Raw genomic sequence first — 15458 nt, forward strand, 5'->3', positions numbered from 1 at the left:
GAGAGCCATGGAGATGGGCAGTTCACTGCGCCACTCGCTCCCGGATCCAGGCGCGCCCCGGATTATGACAGGCCGTGACGCCAGAACCACGCGTATTCCTCGACGTTCTTCCCAGGCGCGTCGTCGCCAGTGGTTGGCGTGACGTCTTTTGACTCGATGGCGGTTGGGCGCCCGACCTTAGGTCACGTCCTGACGCCCCGCGCGGCCCAGCGACCAGCCAAAATTCATGCCCGCCGCCGCCAGCAGGATCGCGCCTGCGCCCATCACCTGCAGGGTGCTGAGGGGATGGGCGAAGGCTACCCAGTCGACCAGGATGGCAACAATCGGATAGATGAACGACAGCGCCCCGACCAGCGCCGTGGGGATTTTCTGGATGGCGCTGTACAGCAGGGTCGACATCAGCCCGGTATGGACCACGCCGATAATGATCAGGTAAGTCCAGGCGCCCTTGAGCGTTTCGCCCCCAGTGAAGTCCACGAACGGTGCCAGCACCAGCACGCCGACCACCATCTGGATCAGCACGATCAGGTGCGCGGGCAAATCCTTGAGACGCTTGGTGATCGCCGCCGCCACGGCATAGAAGAAGGCTGAAGCCAGGGCCAGGCAGACGCCCAGCACGTAGTCGGCACCGGTGGCCTGCCCACGGTCCTTGGCGGACACGATCAGCATCAGCCCGGCGAAGGCCAACAGCAGCCAGCCGACCTTGGCGATGCTGAGGCGTTCGGCAAAAAACAGCACACCCAGGCCGACCAGCATGAACGGCTGAACGTGGTAGACCACCGTGGCAATGGCAATAGAGGAATGGGTGTAGGCACCGAACAGCAGCACCCAGTTGAGGACCAGCGCCACCCCGCCCAGGCACACCAGAAGGAATTGCCGGGCAGTGATCCGGGAGCGACGCAGCACCCCAAGCGCCAGGCACGCGACCAGCATCGCCAGGGCGCCGAACAGGCAACGCCAGAACACCACCGCCTCCGGCCTCTGCCCCGACATGACGACGAACCAGCCGACTGTGCCGGAGATGACCATGGCCGAGATCATTTCGAGCGTCCCACGGGTTTGCGACTTCATCACTCACGGCTTCCTTGCTATCGACATCGCCATGGCCCAAGCCACCGTTCGCGGGGAAATAGGCTGGCAAATACAACTTTATAATGAACGTATGGCCGATATACTGAACATGGTGCCCAAGAGCGTCAACCCATTTAAGGATGGTTTATAAAACAAATGACCGATATAACGAACAATCTGCCGGGAAATAATCTGAGTCGAATCGATCTGCTGGCGCTGTCAATCAAGCGCGAGCGCCTGGCCGCCGGGTTTTCCTTGACCGAGCTGGCGAAGCGCGCCGGGGTAGCGAAGTCGACCTTGTCTCAATTGGAGTCGGGTATCGGTAACCCCAGCATCGAAACCTTGTGGTCGCTGGCGATGGCCATGGGCTTGCAAGTCACCCGGTTCTTCGAACAACCCCGGCAGGCCCTGCGGGTGATTCGCGCCAACGAGGGCATGACCGCCTATGCCGAGACGGCCCATTACGCAGCGACCCTGCTTGCCGATTGCCCGGCCGGCGTACAGCGCGACATCTACCGACTCAAGGTGCAGCCCGGCGAAGTTCGTTTGTCTCAGCCTCACCCGCAGGGCACCGTAGAGCATGTGGTGCTGTGCAGTGGCAGTGCACGTATCGGCCCGGCGAGTGGCCCGGTGTTGCTCAACGCCGGCGACTACATCAGCTACCTGGCGAATGTGCCGCATGTGTTCGAGGCACTTGAGGCGGACACCACGGCGGTGATGGTGATCGAGCATTCCTGAGGTGGGAGCACCCTGACGCCTGTCAAATCCGTAGCTGCCGAGCCCTGGCGAGGCGGCGTCGGCCGCGACTCGGGCTTGAATCGGCAGCGCGCCTGACGCAGCCTCGCTTGCGCTCGGCAGCTGCTACGGGGGGCCTTGATGGGGTTGGTATTCGTAGCAGCTGTCGAGCCCCGGCGAGGCTGCGTTGGCCGCGACTCGGGCTTGAATCGGCAGTGCGCCCAACGCAGCCTCGCTTGCGCTCGGCAGCTGCTACGGGCCTTGATGGGGTTGGTATTCGTAGCAGCTGTCGAGCCCCGGCGAGGCTGCGTTGGCCGCGACTCGGGCTTGAATCGGCAGTGCGCCCAACGCAGCCTCGCTTGCGCTCGGCAGCTGCTACGGGGGGGCCTTGATGGGGTTGGTATTCGTAGCAGCTGTCGAGCCCCGGCGAGGCTGCGTTGGCCGCGACTCGGGCTTGAATCGGCAGTGCGCCCAACGCAGCCTCGCTTCCGCTCGGCAGCTGCTACGGGCCTTGATGGGGTTGGTATTCGTAGCAGCTGTCGAGCCCCGGCGAGGCTGCGTTGGCCGCGACTCGGGCTTGAATCGGCAGCGAGCCTGACGCAGCCTCGCTTGCGCTCGGCAGCTGCTACGGGGGGGCTTGATGGGGTTGGTATTCGTAGCAGCTGTCGAGCCCCGGCGAGGCTGCGTTGGCCGCGACTCGGGCTTAAATCGGCAGCGCGTCTGACGCAGCCTCGCTTGCGCTCGGCAGCTGCTACGGGGGGCAAGTCCGTGAGGTGGGCAGGGGGATCGCTAGCAACTTAACCCTTTTTATCTCGTCAATTTTATCGAGCAGGACGCTAATAACCCCCGCCTTTTTTGGGGCCCCGTCAGTTGCGCGTCAAGAGCGTGTGCGGCGCAACCCCAAACGCCTTGCGAAAAGCATGACTGAAGTGGGAGAAATCGGAAAAACCGAAGTCCAGTGCGGCTTGGGAAACGCTGCGCACCTGGCCGCACTCGATAGCCGCGCGACTGGCATTCAGCCGTTCTTTCCAGATCTCCGCGACCGGGCTTTTCTGATGACGGGCGAATGCACGGGTCACCGTGCGGGTGGACACGTGGTGGGCTTGGGCGATCAGTTCGATCGACAGTTCTCGCTCGCTCAGGTGGTGCTGGATGTAGGTCATTATCCGCGCATAAAGATCCAGCTCCTGATGGGTCGTCTTCAGGTCCTGGAGTTCCAGGCTGATCACGAGCAGGTCGATTATCGTGTTGGAGTAACGATTGCAAATGCCTCCATCCTCCAGAAGCACGGGAGTGTTCGCCATCTGGCGCAGCATCTCGCGCAGCGGCACCACGCCAGGGCGGCGGTCATCCAGCACCATTGCGGTGCATTCCGCCACACGCGGCAACCGCTCAGTCAGCAACTGTCGAGGGATGCGCATCAAGTGGTTTTCGCTCCCCCCCAGGCTGAATCGGAACGGCCGGGTTGCGTCATAAAGGAACAAATTACCCGCACCCAGTGTGGCCTTGCGCCCCTCTTGCTCAAGTTCGCCATACCCATTGAGGGTGAAGCCCAGCCACAGGTCGTCTGCGGGGCCACTGCGTAAATGCCGCTCGGAACGGACCCAATGGTGCAGCGGGGACGACAGCCTGGAGACATCCAACGCCCCTACGCCGGAGACCTGGAGCGTTCCGTTGAAATCGCTCTGGGTCGAGGGTTTGCTGTCAGCCATAAGACAATGGCGACACACCACTTCTTTCCAGTAATCGAAGCGACGCGGTTGCGAAACGGCAAGGGTGGAATAGTGATTGTTCTGAGCCATGGCACTCACCTTAATGCAACGACTTGAAGCAGCGACACGCTGCCGGTCGATCTTGGAAAGCAAAATTCAGACCACGCCCTGCCCCTTTATCACTCCTGAGCCCTGGCATCGGGCATCTGTCTTTTCCAACCAAACGGTTGTCCTGGCGAACAAAGCGAGGCGGTTCGTACCTGCCTGACTATGACCTCACAGCCTGTCCAGCCCGCTACGCCTGAACCTGAAAAAAACAAGGAGCCGCCCATGGAATCTGCGATCGACAAACACCTTAGATGCCCACGGACGTTGTCCCGCCGGGTGCCCGAGGACTACCAGCCGCCCTTCCCTATGTGGGTCGGCCGCGCTGGCGAACAATTGAAGCAGGTAGCGATGGCTTACCTGGGCGTGCAGTTTCGCGGTGAGGCGCAGCGTGAGCGTGCCCTTAAGGCCATGCGCGACATCGTTGGCAGCTTCAGCCTGCCCGACGGCCCGCAGACCCACGACTTGACCCATCACACGGACAACAGTGGCTACGACAACCTGATGATCGTCGGCTACTGGAAGGACGCCGCAGCCTATTGCCGCTGGCTGCGATCACCGCCCGTCAATGACTGGTGGGCATCGCCGGATCGCCTGAACGACGGCCTGGGTTATTTTCGCGAAATCACCGCGCCGCGTGCCGAGCAGTTCGAAACCCTCTATGCGTTCCAGACGCAGTTGCCGGGGGTGGGCGCGATCATGGACACCACCAGCGGCGAGATCGAAGAGCACGGTTACTGGGGCTCGATGCGCGATCGTTTCCCGGCGTCCCAGACCGACTGGATGAGCCCCACGGGCGAACTGAAGGTGGTGCAGGGAGACCCGGCCAAAGGTGGCCGTGTCATCGTCATGGGCCATGACAACATCGCGCTGATTCGCTCCGGCCAGGATTGGGCTGACGCCGAGGCTGACGAGCGTTCACTGTACCTCGACGAAATCTTGCCGACATTGCAGGACGGCATGGATTTCCTGCGCGATAACGGAGCCCCCCTGGGCTGCTACAGCAATCGATTCGTGCGCAATATCGACCTCGACGGCAACTTCCTCGACATGAGCTACAACATCGGCCACTGGCGCTCGGTCGAGAAACTGGAACGCTGGGCGGAATCCCATCCCACCCACCTGCGCATCTTTGTCACCTTCTTCCGCGTGGCGGCCGGCCTGGTGAAGTTGCGGCTGTACCACGAAGTGTCGGTCTCGGACGCCAGGAGCCAGCTGTTCGAGTACATCAACTGCCACCCGCAGACCGGCATGTTGCGTGATGCAGGTGTCGCGCAAAGCTGACACCCGGCACCGCCCCATTCGTCCCGATTATTTTTTGGCCCTCATCTCTAGCGCATGGGGTCGGGGCCACTTTTTGACAGGCATCTGACCATGAAGTGGCACCGGGCTGAGCTGTCCTGTTCAGCCAAGCGAGTGTCCTGTTCAACCAAGCCGCAGTGGCAAAAGAGGCCTAATTTGTTCTCCATTACGACCCGGAACGATCCGACCCCGAAAGTGCTGGAAGTGTTTGAACAGCCTCAAGTCTTCCCGCCGATCATCGATGAAATCAAGGAAAATCATGGCCATTATTCGACCCACGCTTGATCAACTGCAGGACCTCGCCACCCAGTTGCACATGCAGCTGACGCCGGAGCAGGCTGCGCAGTACCTGGACCTGATGCAACCGAGTTTCGACGCGTACGACCTGGTCGATGAGCTGCCTGATTTCGTTCCGCCCGTACGCTACGAACGCAGTTCGGGCTATCGCCCCTCGGACAAGGAAAACCCGTTGAACGCCTGGTACTACCGGGCTGAAGTGAACGGGGCCCGGGAGGGCCTCCTGGCCGGCAAAACCGTCGCGCTGAAAGACAACATCGCCCTGGCAGGCGTGCCGCTGATGAATGGCGCTGCGCCGCTGGCCGGTTTCGTACCGTCATTCGACGCCACCGTGGTCACGCGCCTGCTGGATGCCGGGGCAACGATCCTGGGCAAGGCCACCTGTGAGCATTACTGTTTGTCCGGCGGCAGTCACACCTCAGACCCTGCCCCCGTGCACAACCCCCATCGTCACGGTTACGCCGCCGGTGGATCTTCCTCAGGCAGTGCAGCGTTGGTCGCGGCCGGAGAGGTGGACATGGCCGTTGGCGGTGATCAAGGCGGGTCCATCCGAATCCCGTCATCCTTCTGCGGCACCTACGGCATGAAGCCGACCCACGGCCTGGTGCCCTACTCCGGGGTCATGGCGATTGAAGCCACGATCGATCATGTCGGCCCCATTACCGCCAACGTGCGCGACAACGCGCTGATGCTGCAAGCCATGGCCGGCGCGGATGGGCTTGACCCGCGCCAGGCTGCGCCGCAAGTCGACGACTATCACAGCTACCTGTCGAGGGGCGTGCGCGGGCTCAAAATCGGTGTGTTGCAAGAGGGCTTCGCACTGGCCAACCAGGACCCTCGCGTCGCCGAGAAAGTGCGTGACGCCATCGCCCGTCTCGAGGCGTTGGGCGCACAGGTCGAGGCGGTGTCCGTTCCCGAGCACAACCTGGCGGGCTCGTTGTGGCACCCCATCGGCTGCGAAGGCTTGACCATGCAGATGATGCATGGCAACGGCGCGGGCTTTAACTGGAAAGGCCTCTACGATGTCGGCCTGCTGGACAAACAGGTCGGCTGGCGCGAGCAGGCCGACCAATTGTCCGCGTCGCTCAAGCTGTGCATGTTCGTCGGCCAATACGGGCTGAACCACTACAACGGACGTTATTACGCCAAGGCGCAAAACCTCGCGCGCTTCGCCCGGCAGGGCTATGACAAGGCGCTGCAGACCTACGACCTGCTGGTGATGCCGACCACGCCGATCATTGCCCAACCTCACCCACCGGCGGATTGCTCGATCACTGAGTACGTGGCGCGCGCGCTGGAAATGATCGGCAACACCGCGCCACAGGACATCACCGGGCATCCCGCCCTGTCGATTCCGTGCGGGCGGGTAGACGGCCTGCCCGTCGGGCTGATGCTGGTCGCCAGACACTATGCCGAAGGCACCCTTTACCAGGCTGCGGCGGCGTTTGAAGCATCCGTGGACTGGCGCACGCTCTGAGCCGTCTACGGGCGCCGCCGGCGCCCGTAGAACAATAAGAAATCCAATGACTTTACCACCGTGTTGACTGATAGGAGTGACCCCATGAATACAGCGACTTCAACGCCCGGCGAAAGAGCCTGGGCATTGTTTCAAGTCCTCAAGAGCAAGGAACTCATCCCGGAGGGCTATATCGAGCAGCTCACGCAATTGATGGAGCACGGCTGGAGCCCCGAGAACGGCGCCCGTGTGGTGGCCAAGGCATGGGTCGATCCGCAGTTCCGGGCACTGTTGCTCAAGGACGGCACCGCGGCCTGCGCCCAGTTCGGCTACACCGGCCCCCAGGGCGAATACATCGTCGCCCTGGAGGATACGCCGACGCTGAAGAACGTGATTGTCTGCAGCCTGTGCTCCTGCACCAACTGGCCGGTCCTCGGCCTGCCACCGGAGTGGTACAAGGGTTTCGAGTTTCGCGCACGCCTGGTCCGGGAGGGGCGCACGGTACTGCGCGAGCTGGGGACGGAGTTGCCCCGGGACATGGTGGTCAAGGTCTGGGACACCAGCGCCGAAAGCCGCTACCTGGTCGTGCCGGTCAGGCCTGAAGGCTCAGCACACATGAGCGAAGAGCAGCTTCGAACGCTGGTGACCAAAGACGTACTGATCGGCGTCGCCCTGCCCCGCGTGGGCTGAAAACAACACCTCATCATCGTTCACTCCCGGAGTTTTGATTATGGATGGCTTTCACGATCTCGGCGGTTTCCAAGGCTTTGGAAAAGTCCCTCACACCATCAACAGCCTGAGCTACAAACAGGTGTTCAAGCAGGACTGGGAGCATCTGGCCTACAGCTTGATGTTCATCGGTGCCGACCACTTGAAAAAGTTCAGCGTGGACGAAGTGCGTCACGCCGTCGAACGCCTGGATGTGCGCCAGCATGTCGGCACCCAGTACTACGAACGCTACGTCATCGCGACCGCCACCCTGCTGGTCGAAACCGGCGTGATCACCCAGGCGGAGCTTGATCAGGCCTTGGGCTCCCACTTCAAGCTGGCGAATCCCGCCCATGCCGAGGGCCGCCCGGCGATCACGGGGCGGCCGCCCTTCGAGGTGGGGGATCGGGTGGTGGTGCGAGACGAATATGTGGCTGGGCACATCCGCATGCCCGCCTACGTGCGCGGCAAGGAAGGCGTGGTCCTGCACCGCACGTCAGAGAAATGGCCGTTCCCCGACGCGATTGGGCATGGCGATGTAAGCGCCGCCCATCAACCCACCTACCACGTCGAGTTTTCCGTGAAAGACCTGTGGGGGGATGCGGCCGATGAGGGTTTTGTGGTGGTCGACCTGTTCGAAAGCTACCTGGACAAGGCCGCCGGCGCGCACGCGGTGAACCCATGACAGACAGCGCCCAGGCAAGCCGACTGCCGGTGACGGTCCTTTCGGGCTTCCTCGGCGCCGGCAAAACCACCCTGCTCAACCACATCCTGCGCAATCGCGAAGGCCTGCGCGTGGCCGTCATCGTCAATGACATGAGCGAAGTCAATATCGATGCCGAAGAGGTGCAGCGCGATGTCGCGCTGCACCGTGGTCGCGATGAGTTGATCGAGATGAGCAACGGTTGTATCTGCTGCACCCTGCGCGCCGATTTGCTCGAGCAGATCAGTATGCTCGCACGCCAACAGCGTTTCGATTACCTGCTGATTGAATCCACGGGGATCTCCGAGCCGATGCCGGTCGCGGAGACGTTCGCCTTCCTTGACGCTGATGGCTTCAGCCTCAGCGAACTGGCGCGCCTGGACACCTTGGTGACGGTGGTCGATGGCAGTCGCTTCCAGGAACTGCTCGAATCGCCGGACACCGTTGATCGCGACGACGCCACGCCAGACGCACCCAAGCGCCACCTGGCCGATCTGCTGATCGAACAGGTGGAGTACGCCAACGTCATTCTCGTCAACAAGCTGGACCTCATCGATGCCGCGCAGTACCAGGCCGTGCAGGCGATCCTCACAGGGCTTAACCCGACGGCGCGGATCATGCCGATGGCCCACGGTAACATCCCATCAGCCAGCCTCCTCGGCACCCATCTGTTTGATTTACCCAGCCTCGCGGCGTCGCCGGGCTGGATGCGGAAAATGGAAGCGACCGACGCGCCGTTGTCCGAATCGGACACCTATGGCGTGACGTCCTGGGTGTACCGTGAGCGCGCGCCTTTCCACCCGCAACGGTTGCTCGACTTTCTCCAGCAGCCCTGGTGCAACGGGCGGTTGCTGCGCAGCAAAGGTTACTTCTGGCTCGCCAGCCGCCACCTGGAAACCGGCCTGCTGGTGCAAAGCGGCAAGCGGTTCCAGTGGGACTATGTCGGGCGCTGGTGGAACTTCATCGAGCCGTCGCAATGGCCCCGGGACGAATACCGGCTGCGGGGCATCAGGGCCAAATGGGACAGCGTGGTCGGCGACTGCCGGCAGGAGTTGGTGTTTATCGGCCATGGACTCGACACCGACGCGTTACAGCGCGAGCTCGACCACTGCCTGCTGAGCGCGCCGGAAATCGCCGCCGGCCCACTGGCCTGGCAAGCGCTGCCAGGGGCGACAGCCTTTGACCAACAGGCCCTTGCCCGCATACCCACACAGCCCATGGCGATTGACCCCATTTGATCCGAGATAGAGGTGCCCCATGCTCTTTTTCAGCCGAACCAGCCGCTGGGTATTGGCTCCGCTTGCCGACAGACTGGATGAGCCTGACCAGGCGAGTACACCGCTGTCGTCGAGCAACCCGTTATTGCGTCGCATCCTGGCGGGCGTAGAGACATTGCTGCAAGAGCGGCGAGCCCTGAAAGCACAGACACACGCGCTGGCATTGGAAGCCACCCAACTGGCCGAGCACCTGGCCCGCCGCGACGCGCTTTTACAGGAGCAGGAGGCGCGCTGGGCACTTATCGCTCAAGGCGCAGGTGACCTGTTTTGGGAACTGCAACCGGCAGGTGTTGCTGCACCCGCACCGGAGTGGGCCATGAGGTGGACAGGGTCCGCGTCGATCCCGACCCAAGGTATTGATCAACTTGGCCGCTGGAACGAGCACCTGCACGCGACGGACCGGCAACGCCTTCTCGACGCGCTGGCCCGGCACCTGAGTGATCGCAGCGGGCGAACGCCCTTTGCGCTGGACGTACGCATGGCCCTTGCATCAGACGGTGACTATCGTTGGCGCAGGATCAGCGGTGTGGCGCGCCGGGATGCGCAAGGCGTACCGGTCGCCATCGGCGGAAGCCTGCGTGACATTCATGAACAGCGCCTGCACGAAGAGTCACTCGAACTGGCGGCCACACGCTTCGAGATTTCCCGTGAAATGCTCCATGACGGGCTCTGGGACATAGAGGTGGTGGCGGGTGATCCGGCGAACCCGAACAACACCATCTGGTGGTCTTCGCAAATGCGGCGACTGCTGGGGTACACCACGGTTGAGGAATTTCCCAACACATTGGAAAGCTGGACCTCACGCTTGCATCCAGACGACAGCGCACGGGCAATCGCGGCGTTTGTCGCCCACGTCGAAGACCGCAGCGGAAAAACACCCTTTGATGTCGATTATCGGCTCAAGCACAGCAGTGGCAATTACCGCTGGTTTCGCGGCCGTGGGCAAACGCGACGCGCAGAGGACGGTTCCCCGCAAAGAGTGGTGGGCGCCATCACCGATATCCATGCCCACCATGAAGAAAACAGCATGCGTGAGGCTCAGGAACACCAGCACCGAGTAATGCAGGAGACCCTGCGCAAGCTGACGCACATTGTCGCCACCATCCAGGGCATCGCCAGCCAGACTAACCTGTTGGCCTTGAACGCCGCCATTGAAGCCGCCCGCGCTGGCGAAGCCGGACGCGGGTTCGCGGTGGTCGCCGATGAAGTTCGCAAGCTGGCGACCCGCACCAGCCAGGCGACCCAGCAAGCGGCCGACATGATGGACAGCTAGCGCCACGGGTCGAGTCGTGAGCAGCGCAACTATTGGCCGTACAAACCCAACAATAAGAACCAGGTGTCGTTATGCGTGATTATCAAGCTGTGGCCACATCCTTCAATTACCAGCAGACCGCCGAACTGGCTTTGCAAGGCGACCTGACTGCCCTGAACGCCTGCGTCGAATGCTGCGACCGGCACGCCCACGACGACGCCGTGGCGTTGTATTGCGAAGCGCAGGATGGCAGCGCCGCCCAATACACATTCAGCCAATTGCAGGCCAGCGCCGCCCGCTTCGGCCATTTTTTGCGCGAGCAAGGGGTAAAACCGGGCGACCGCGTTGCCGGCCTGATGCCGCGCACGGTTGAACTGCTGATTGCCATCTTGGGGACCTGGCGGGTGGGCGCGGTCTATCAACCGCTCTTCACCGCATTCGGTCCCAAGGCGATCGAGCAACGATTGGGCTGCTCCAACGCGCGCTGGATCGTGACGGATGCGCAGAACCGTCCCAAGCTGGATGAGATCGGCAACTGCCCAAGCGTGATCGTAACCGGCGAGGGCCCGCAGAACCCCGGCGACTACCCGTTCTGGAGCATCCTGGACGGCCAAGACGTCGAGTGCGAACCGGTACTGCTGGACGCCAGCGCGCCATTCCTGCTGATGTGCACATCGGGTACCACGGGGCCGGCCAAGCCTCTGGAAGTGCCGTTGCGCGCCATTCTCGCCTTCAAGGGTTATATGCGCGACTCCATTGGCCTGCAGCAGGACGACCGGTTCTGGAACCTGGCCGATCCCGGCTGGGCCTATGGCCTGTATTACGCGGTGACCGGCCCGCTGGCCTGTGGTCATGCCACGCTGTTCTACAACGGCCCTTTCACGGTGGAAAGTACCTGCCGAGTCATTGCCAAGTACGCCATCAGCAATCTGGCCGGCTCCCCAACGGCCTATCGCCTGCTGATCGCCGAGGGGGCAGCGTTCGCCGACGCCGTGCGCGGCCGCCTGCGTGCCGTCAGCAGTGCCGGCGAGCCGCTCAACCCACACGTGATCCGCTGGTTTGCCGAGCAGCTCGGCGTGACCATTCACGATCATTACGGCCAGACGGAAATCGGCATGGTGTTGTGCAATCACCATGGTTTGCGTCACCCGGTCCGTGAGGGCTCGGCGGGTTATGCGGTGCCCGGCTACCGCATCGTCGTGCTGGACGAGGCGCATCGGGAATTGCCAGCGGGTCAGCCGGGCGTCCTGGCGGTGGATCGCGAGCGCTCGCCCCTGTGCTGGTTCGATGGCTACCTGGGTATGCCCACCCGGGCCTTTGTGGGGCGCTATTACCTGAGCGGCGACAGTGTGGAGCTGAATGACGACGGCAGTATCAGCTTCGTCGGCCGCAATGATGATGTGATCACGACGTCCGGCTACCGCGTCGGGCCGTTCGACGTCGAGAGCGCGCTGATCGAACACCCCGCGGTGATCGAAGCGGCGGTGATCGGCAAACCTGACCCGCAACGCACCGAGCTGATCAAAGCCTTTGTCGTGCTCGACAGCCAGTACCAGCCCAGCGCCGAGCTGGCCGAAGTACTGCGCCTGCATGTACGGCAGCGCCTGGCTGCCCATGCCTATCCCCGGGAAGTGGAGTTCGTCGAGCAACTCCCCAAGACCCCCAGCGGCAAGTTGCAGCGCTTTATCCTGCGCAATCAGGAAATTGCCCGGCAGCAGGCGCCCGGGACATGAACGCGTGGCCGGTGTGCCGGAGCGCCAGGCGTGTGCGCAATCCGAGGCACGGCGTGTGCTGAACCGATCAGACTTCCAGCGCAAAGCCTCGGAGTTATTCAAGGAGCGCAGTTTCAACCAGGTCAGCATGCGTGAACTCGCCGCGCATGTCGGTATAAGCCCGGGGGCGATCTATCACCATGTGGAAAGCAAAGAGGCGCTGCTTTACGAACTGCTGATGGAGCTGTATCAAACCCTGTTGTCCCAGGTGCACGGCATCAAGAATCGCGGATTGGCACCCGATCAACGCCTGGCCCAACTGATCGACTGTCACCTTCAATTGCATGAACACATGACCGGACACTTCAAGCTGGCGGTCATGGACGCCAATTGCCTGGGCGACTCGATGCAGGCAAGCGTCCAGCAACTGCGGCGTGCCTATGAGTCGGAAATAATGGATCTGATCGGCCAGGCAGGCCATCCACCGGGCGGGCCGTTGCGCGAGGGTGCGCTCACGGCCATTTTGCCCATGCTGAACAGTCTACCCACCTGGTTAAGCCCGATGCTCGATAACGCTCAACGTCGAACCATTACGAAGACCATTGCCTGTGCGGTGTTACAGGCTATTGATTCCCTGCCCTGAGCCCACCATGCCCCATACTGAAACGCCAGCCGGGCCCGGAACGGATTGCCGGAACGCCTCATCAATCAGCACAGAACCCCGAACCGTCAGCGGCGCTGATGCATGGAGTGCAGAATCGCCGCCGATATCTGCTCAAGGGGCAACTCACGCTCCACGGCCCCCAGTTTGAACGCCTCCTTGGGCATGCCATACACCACGCAGGACTCTTCGTCCTGGCCCAGGGTGCGGGCGCCGTTGTCGTGCATTTCCTTCAGGCCCCGGGCGCCGTCGTCGCCCATCCCCGTCATGATGATCCCCAGCGCGTTACTCCCGGCACTGCGGGCCACCGAACGAAACAGTACATCAACGGAAGGTCGATGCCGGCTGACCGGAGGTCCGTCGACAATTTCCACCTGGTATTGGGCACCGCTGCGCTTGAGCACCATGTGCCGACCACCAGGGGCAATCAGCGCACAACCGGGGATAACCCGATCACCATTCTTCGCCTCCCTGACCTCGATCTCGCACAATCGATTGAGGCGCTCGGCAAACGCGGCGGTGAAGTGTTCGGGCATGTGCTGCACGATGACGATGCCCGGGCAGACCCTGGGCAAGGCGGTCAATACCAATTCCAGGGCTTGGGTGCCGCCCGTGGACGTACCAATGGCGACAATGTTCTCGGTGGTGCGCGCCATTGCCTGGGCGCCCGCCGGCAATATGACGTCAGCCGTCAGCCTGGCGGGAGCGCGCTCGCTGGAAGGCACCATGCGTTTCATATTGGCCCGCGCGGCGGCCTTGACGGCCCCCGCCAATTCATCGGCACTGTCGGTCAGAAACTGGCGCAGGTTGAGTTGTGGCTTGGTCACAATGCTGACCGCGCCGGCCGCCAGCGCCTGCATGGTGGTGGCCGCACCCTTTTCGGTCAGCGTGGAGCAGATGACCACGGGCGTGGGATGTTCGGCCATCAACTTCTTGAGGAACGTGATGCCATCCATCCGTGGCATCTCCACGTCCAACACAATCACATCCGGCCATTGCTTGTTCATTTTGTCCATGGCGAACACCGGGTCTGCCGCCGCGCCGATAACCTCGATAGCGGGGTCTTGCCCCAGGGTCGCCGTCAGCACCTGACGCACCACGGCGGAATCATCAATGATCAGCACTTTGATAAGGCTCATGTCGCACGCTCTCCATGAGGGCTGCTGGGGGTTCACTTCAAGGCCAGGTAGTTGAGTTCGATTTCGCCGTTGGCCAGATCGAACACAATCGTCCGATAACCCACGCCTTCCACATGGAAGTGTTGACACCGCAACTGATGCAGGTCGAGCAGGCGCATGGCCTGTTCGACATTGCGCTGGCCGACGTAATCATTGTCCGAGCGCACAAGCCCGGGAAACATGTTCCCACCGCCGAATACGCTGATCCTGAACTCCGTCGGCAGGGCCTTGATCGACTGTATTCGAGCGAGCAACAGTTCAAAGGCTTCGTTGCCGTAGCGACCATCCAGGACGCCCTGTTTGGTCACGGCGCGCTGTGGCAGCAGGTAGTGACACATGCCCCCCAGCAAGCGCCGGGGATGCCAGAACACTAATGCAACACACGATCCCAGCACCGTACGCAGGCGAATCGCACCCGAGCCGAAAAACCAATCGCCGGGATTCAGGAACACCTCGTTGGGCGGTCGACTGTCAGGCATGCGGCCTCCGGTAGATGGAAGGCTTGACCAGTCGCAGCTGATCGGTGATGCCGTTGAGGCTCTCCGAATGGCTGACCAGAAAGTACCCGCCCGGCTTGAGGTGGCTGACCAGGCGCTTGACCACCTGCACTTTGGTGTCGTTGTCAAAATAGATCATCACATTGCGCAGGAAGATCACATCGAACATCCCCAGTTTCGGCAGCGGGTTATTCAGATTGATCGACTGGAAATCGATCTTCGCCGCCAGCGCCGGGTCGACCATGAAACAACCGTGGTTGGCGCCCACGCCCTTGAGGCAATACTTGTTCAACAGCGCCTCGGGGATGCCGCGTATGCCGTCGAGGGGATAACGCCCAAGGCGGGCTTTTTCCAATACCCGGCTGCTGATGTCCGACGCGACAATCTCCCAGGGCCGGCCGGCGAGGTTGTCTGCCAACACCATTGCCAGGGTGTAGGGTTCTTCGCCGGTCGAGCAGGCGCCACTCCATATGCGCAACGGCCCGCTGCCCCGCAGCTCGGGCAACGCAACATCGCGCAGGAAGTCAAAATGCTTGGGCTCACGAAAAAAGTAGGTTTCGTTGGTGGTCAGCATGTCCACCGCGACCTGCAACTCCACGCTGTCCTTCATCAACACCTTGTAGTACGCACCGTAGGTATTGAGCTTGAACACTTGCAGCCGCTTGGCCAGGCGAGCGCTCACCAACTGTTTCTTGGCGTCGGACAGGCTGATGCCGGCGATTTGATAAATGAGGTCACGGAACTGCACGAACTCGGCGTCAGAGAGGATCACGTTCATCAGGACATTCCCCC

13 protein-coding genes and 2 pseudogenes are annotated in these 15458 nt (G+C 62.0%); 10 read left to right on the forward strand and 5 right to left on the reverse strand.

Translation table 11 applies throughout. The features are described from left to right. Positions 1 to 177: 177 nt before the first annotated feature. A complete protein-coding gene (locus F6S08_RS27565) occupies positions 178 to 1071 on the reverse strand; it encodes a DMT family transporter (protein ID WP_315872629.1) in 894 nt (297 codons plus the stop codon). A gap of 156 nt (positions 1072 to 1227) precedes the next feature. Here F6S08_RS27565 and F6S08_RS27570 point away from each other — a divergent pair, with 156 nt between their 5' ends. Continuing rightward, positions 1228 to 1809, forward strand: a complete 582-nt coding sequence (locus tag F6S08_RS27570; RefSeq protein ID WP_315872630.1) for an XRE family transcriptional regulator — start codon at positions 1228 to 1230, stop codon at positions 1807 to 1809. 863 nt (positions 1810 to 2672) lie between these two features. Here F6S08_RS27570 and F6S08_RS27575 read toward each other — a convergent pair. Then, positions 2673 to 3608, reverse strand: coding sequence for a helix-turn-helix domain-containing protein (locus F6S08_RS27575; RefSeq protein WP_065927700.1), 936 nt, complete (start codon positions 3606 to 3608; stop codon positions 2673 to 2675). Between the two features lie 240 nt (positions 3609 to 3848). On the opposite strand from F6S08_RS27575, the gene F6S08_RS27580 reads away from it, so the two are divergent. The 9 genes and pseudogenes from F6S08_RS27580 to F6S08_RS27615 all read left to right on the forward strand — a co-directional run bounded on the left by F6S08_RS27580 (position 3849) and on the right by F6S08_RS27615 (position 12973). Then, positions 3849 to 4907, forward strand: a complete 1059-nt coding sequence (locus F6S08_RS27580) for a phenylacetaldoxime dehydratase family protein (protein WP_074846650.1) — start codon at positions 3849 to 3851, stop codon at positions 4905 to 4907. Between the two features lie 277 nt (positions 4908 to 5184). Further along, entirely contained in the window at positions 5185 to 6699 is a 1515-nt protein-coding gene (locus F6S08_RS27585) for an amidase (protein ID WP_065927702.1), read from the forward strand. A gap of 84 nt (positions 6700 to 6783) precedes the next feature. After that, positions 6784 to 7368, forward strand: coding sequence for a nitrile hydratase subunit alpha (nthA, locus tag F6S08_RS27590; protein ID WP_315872631.1), 585 nt, complete (start codon positions 6784 to 6786; stop codon positions 7366 to 7368). Positions 7369 to 7408: 40 nt separating this feature from the next. After that, positions 7409 to 8071 (forward strand): nitrile hydratase subunit beta, encoded by a 663-nt coding sequence (nthB, locus tag F6S08_RS27595; protein WP_074846644.1) that lies wholly within the window; start codon positions 7409 to 7411, stop codon positions 8069 to 8071. Then, positions 8068 to 9327 (forward strand): GTP-binding protein, encoded by a 1260-nt coding sequence (locus F6S08_RS27600; protein ID WP_315872632.1) that lies wholly within the window; start codon positions 8068 to 8070, stop codon positions 9325 to 9327. The genes nthB and F6S08_RS27600 overlap by 4 nt, the downstream gene beginning before the upstream one ends. Positions 9328 to 9682: 355 nt before the next feature. Further along, positions 9683 to 10345: pseudogene (locus F6S08_RS31635) on the forward strand (PAS domain-containing protein); the annotation flags it as partial. 30 nt (positions 10346 to 10375) lie between these two features. After that, a pseudogene (locus F6S08_RS31640) lies at positions 10376 to 10615 on the forward strand (methyl-accepting chemotaxis protein); the annotation flags it as partial. A 95-nt stretch (positions 10616 to 10710) separates the two neighbouring features. Beyond that, a complete protein-coding gene (locus F6S08_RS27610; protein ID WP_065927707.1) occupies positions 10711 to 12351 on the forward strand; it encodes an AMP-binding protein in 1641 nt (546 codons plus the stop codon). Positions 12352 to 12409: 58 nt separating this feature from the next. Further along, positions 12410 to 12973 carry a TetR/AcrR family transcriptional regulator gene (locus tag F6S08_RS27615; RefSeq protein WP_065927797.1) on the forward strand — a complete coding sequence of 188 codons (564 nt, stop codon included), beginning with the start codon at positions 12410 to 12412 and terminating at the stop codon, positions 12971 to 12973. Between the two features lie 86 nt (positions 12974 to 13059). Here the strand turns inward: F6S08_RS27615 and F6S08_RS27620 are convergent, their stop codons facing one another. Genes F6S08_RS27620 through F6S08_RS27630 form a run of 3 tightly spaced genes read right to left on the reverse strand, consistent with a single transcriptional unit; the run spans position 13060 to position 15444 of the window. Continuing rightward, entirely contained in the window at positions 13060 to 14130 is a 1071-nt protein-coding gene (locus F6S08_RS27620) for a chemotaxis response regulator protein-glutamate methylesterase (RefSeq protein WP_065948701.1), read from the reverse strand. Between the two features lie 32 nt (positions 14131 to 14162). Then, positions 14163 to 14648 carry a chemotaxis protein CheD gene (locus F6S08_RS27625; protein ID WP_065948700.1) on the reverse strand — a complete coding sequence of 162 codons (486 nt, stop codon included), beginning with the start codon at positions 14646 to 14648 and terminating at the stop codon, positions 14163 to 14165. After that, positions 14641 to 15444, reverse strand: coding sequence for a CheR family methyltransferase (locus F6S08_RS27630; RefSeq protein WP_027605691.1), 804 nt, complete (start codon positions 15442 to 15444; stop codon positions 14641 to 14643). Before F6S08_RS27630 ends, F6S08_RS27625 begins: the two co-directional genes overlap by 8 nt. Positions 15445 to 15458: the final 14 nt, after the last annotated feature.

Source organism: Pseudomonas sp. JV449, assembly GCF_032424295.1.
In the GTDB taxonomy this organism is placed as follows: domain Bacteria; phylum Pseudomonadota; class Gammaproteobacteria; order Pseudomonadales; family Pseudomonadaceae; genus Aquipseudomonas; species Aquipseudomonas marginalis.

Coding starts and splice junctions, on each gene's coding strand:
- F6S08_RS27565 (WP_315872629.1), bottom strand. CDS start 1,071: ATGAAGTCGCAAACCCGTGGGACGCTCGAAATGATCTCGGCCATGGTC.
- F6S08_RS27570 (WP_315872630.1), top strand. CDS start 1,228: ATGACCGATATAACGAACAATCTGCCGGGAAATAATCTGAGTCGAATC.
- F6S08_RS27575 (WP_065927700.1), bottom strand. CDS start 3,608: ATGGCTCAGAACAATCACTATTCCACCCTTGCCGTTTCGCAACCGCGT.
- F6S08_RS27580 (WP_074846650.1), top strand. CDS start 3,849: ATGGAATCTGCGATCGACAAACACCTTAGATGCCCACGGACGTTGTCC.
- F6S08_RS27585 (WP_065927702.1), top strand. CDS start 5,185: ATGGCCATTATTCGACCCACGCTTGATCAACTGCAGGACCTCGCCACC.
- nthA (WP_315872631.1), top strand. CDS start 6,784: ATGAATACAGCGACTTCAACGCCCGGCGAAAGAGCCTGGGCATTGTTT.
- nthB (WP_074846644.1), top strand. CDS start 7,409: ATGGATGGCTTTCACGATCTCGGCGGTTTCCAAGGCTTTGGAAAAGTC.
- F6S08_RS27600 (WP_315872632.1), top strand. CDS start 8,068: ATGACAGACAGCGCCCAGGCAAGCCGACTGCCGGTGACGGTCCTTTCG.
- F6S08_RS27610 (WP_065927707.1), top strand. CDS start 10,711: ATGCGTGATTATCAAGCTGTGGCCACATCCTTCAATTACCAGCAGACC.
- F6S08_RS27620 (WP_065948701.1), bottom strand. CDS start 14,130: ATGAGCCTTATCAAAGTGCTGATCATTGATGATTCCGCCGTGGTGCGT.
- F6S08_RS27625 (WP_065948700.1), bottom strand. CDS start 14,648: ATGCCTGACAGTCGACCGCCCAACGAGGTGTTCCTGAATCCCGGCGAT.
- F6S08_RS27630 (WP_027605691.1), bottom strand. CDS start 15,444: ATGAACGTGATCCTCTCTGACGCCGAGTTCGTGCAGTTCCGTGACCTC.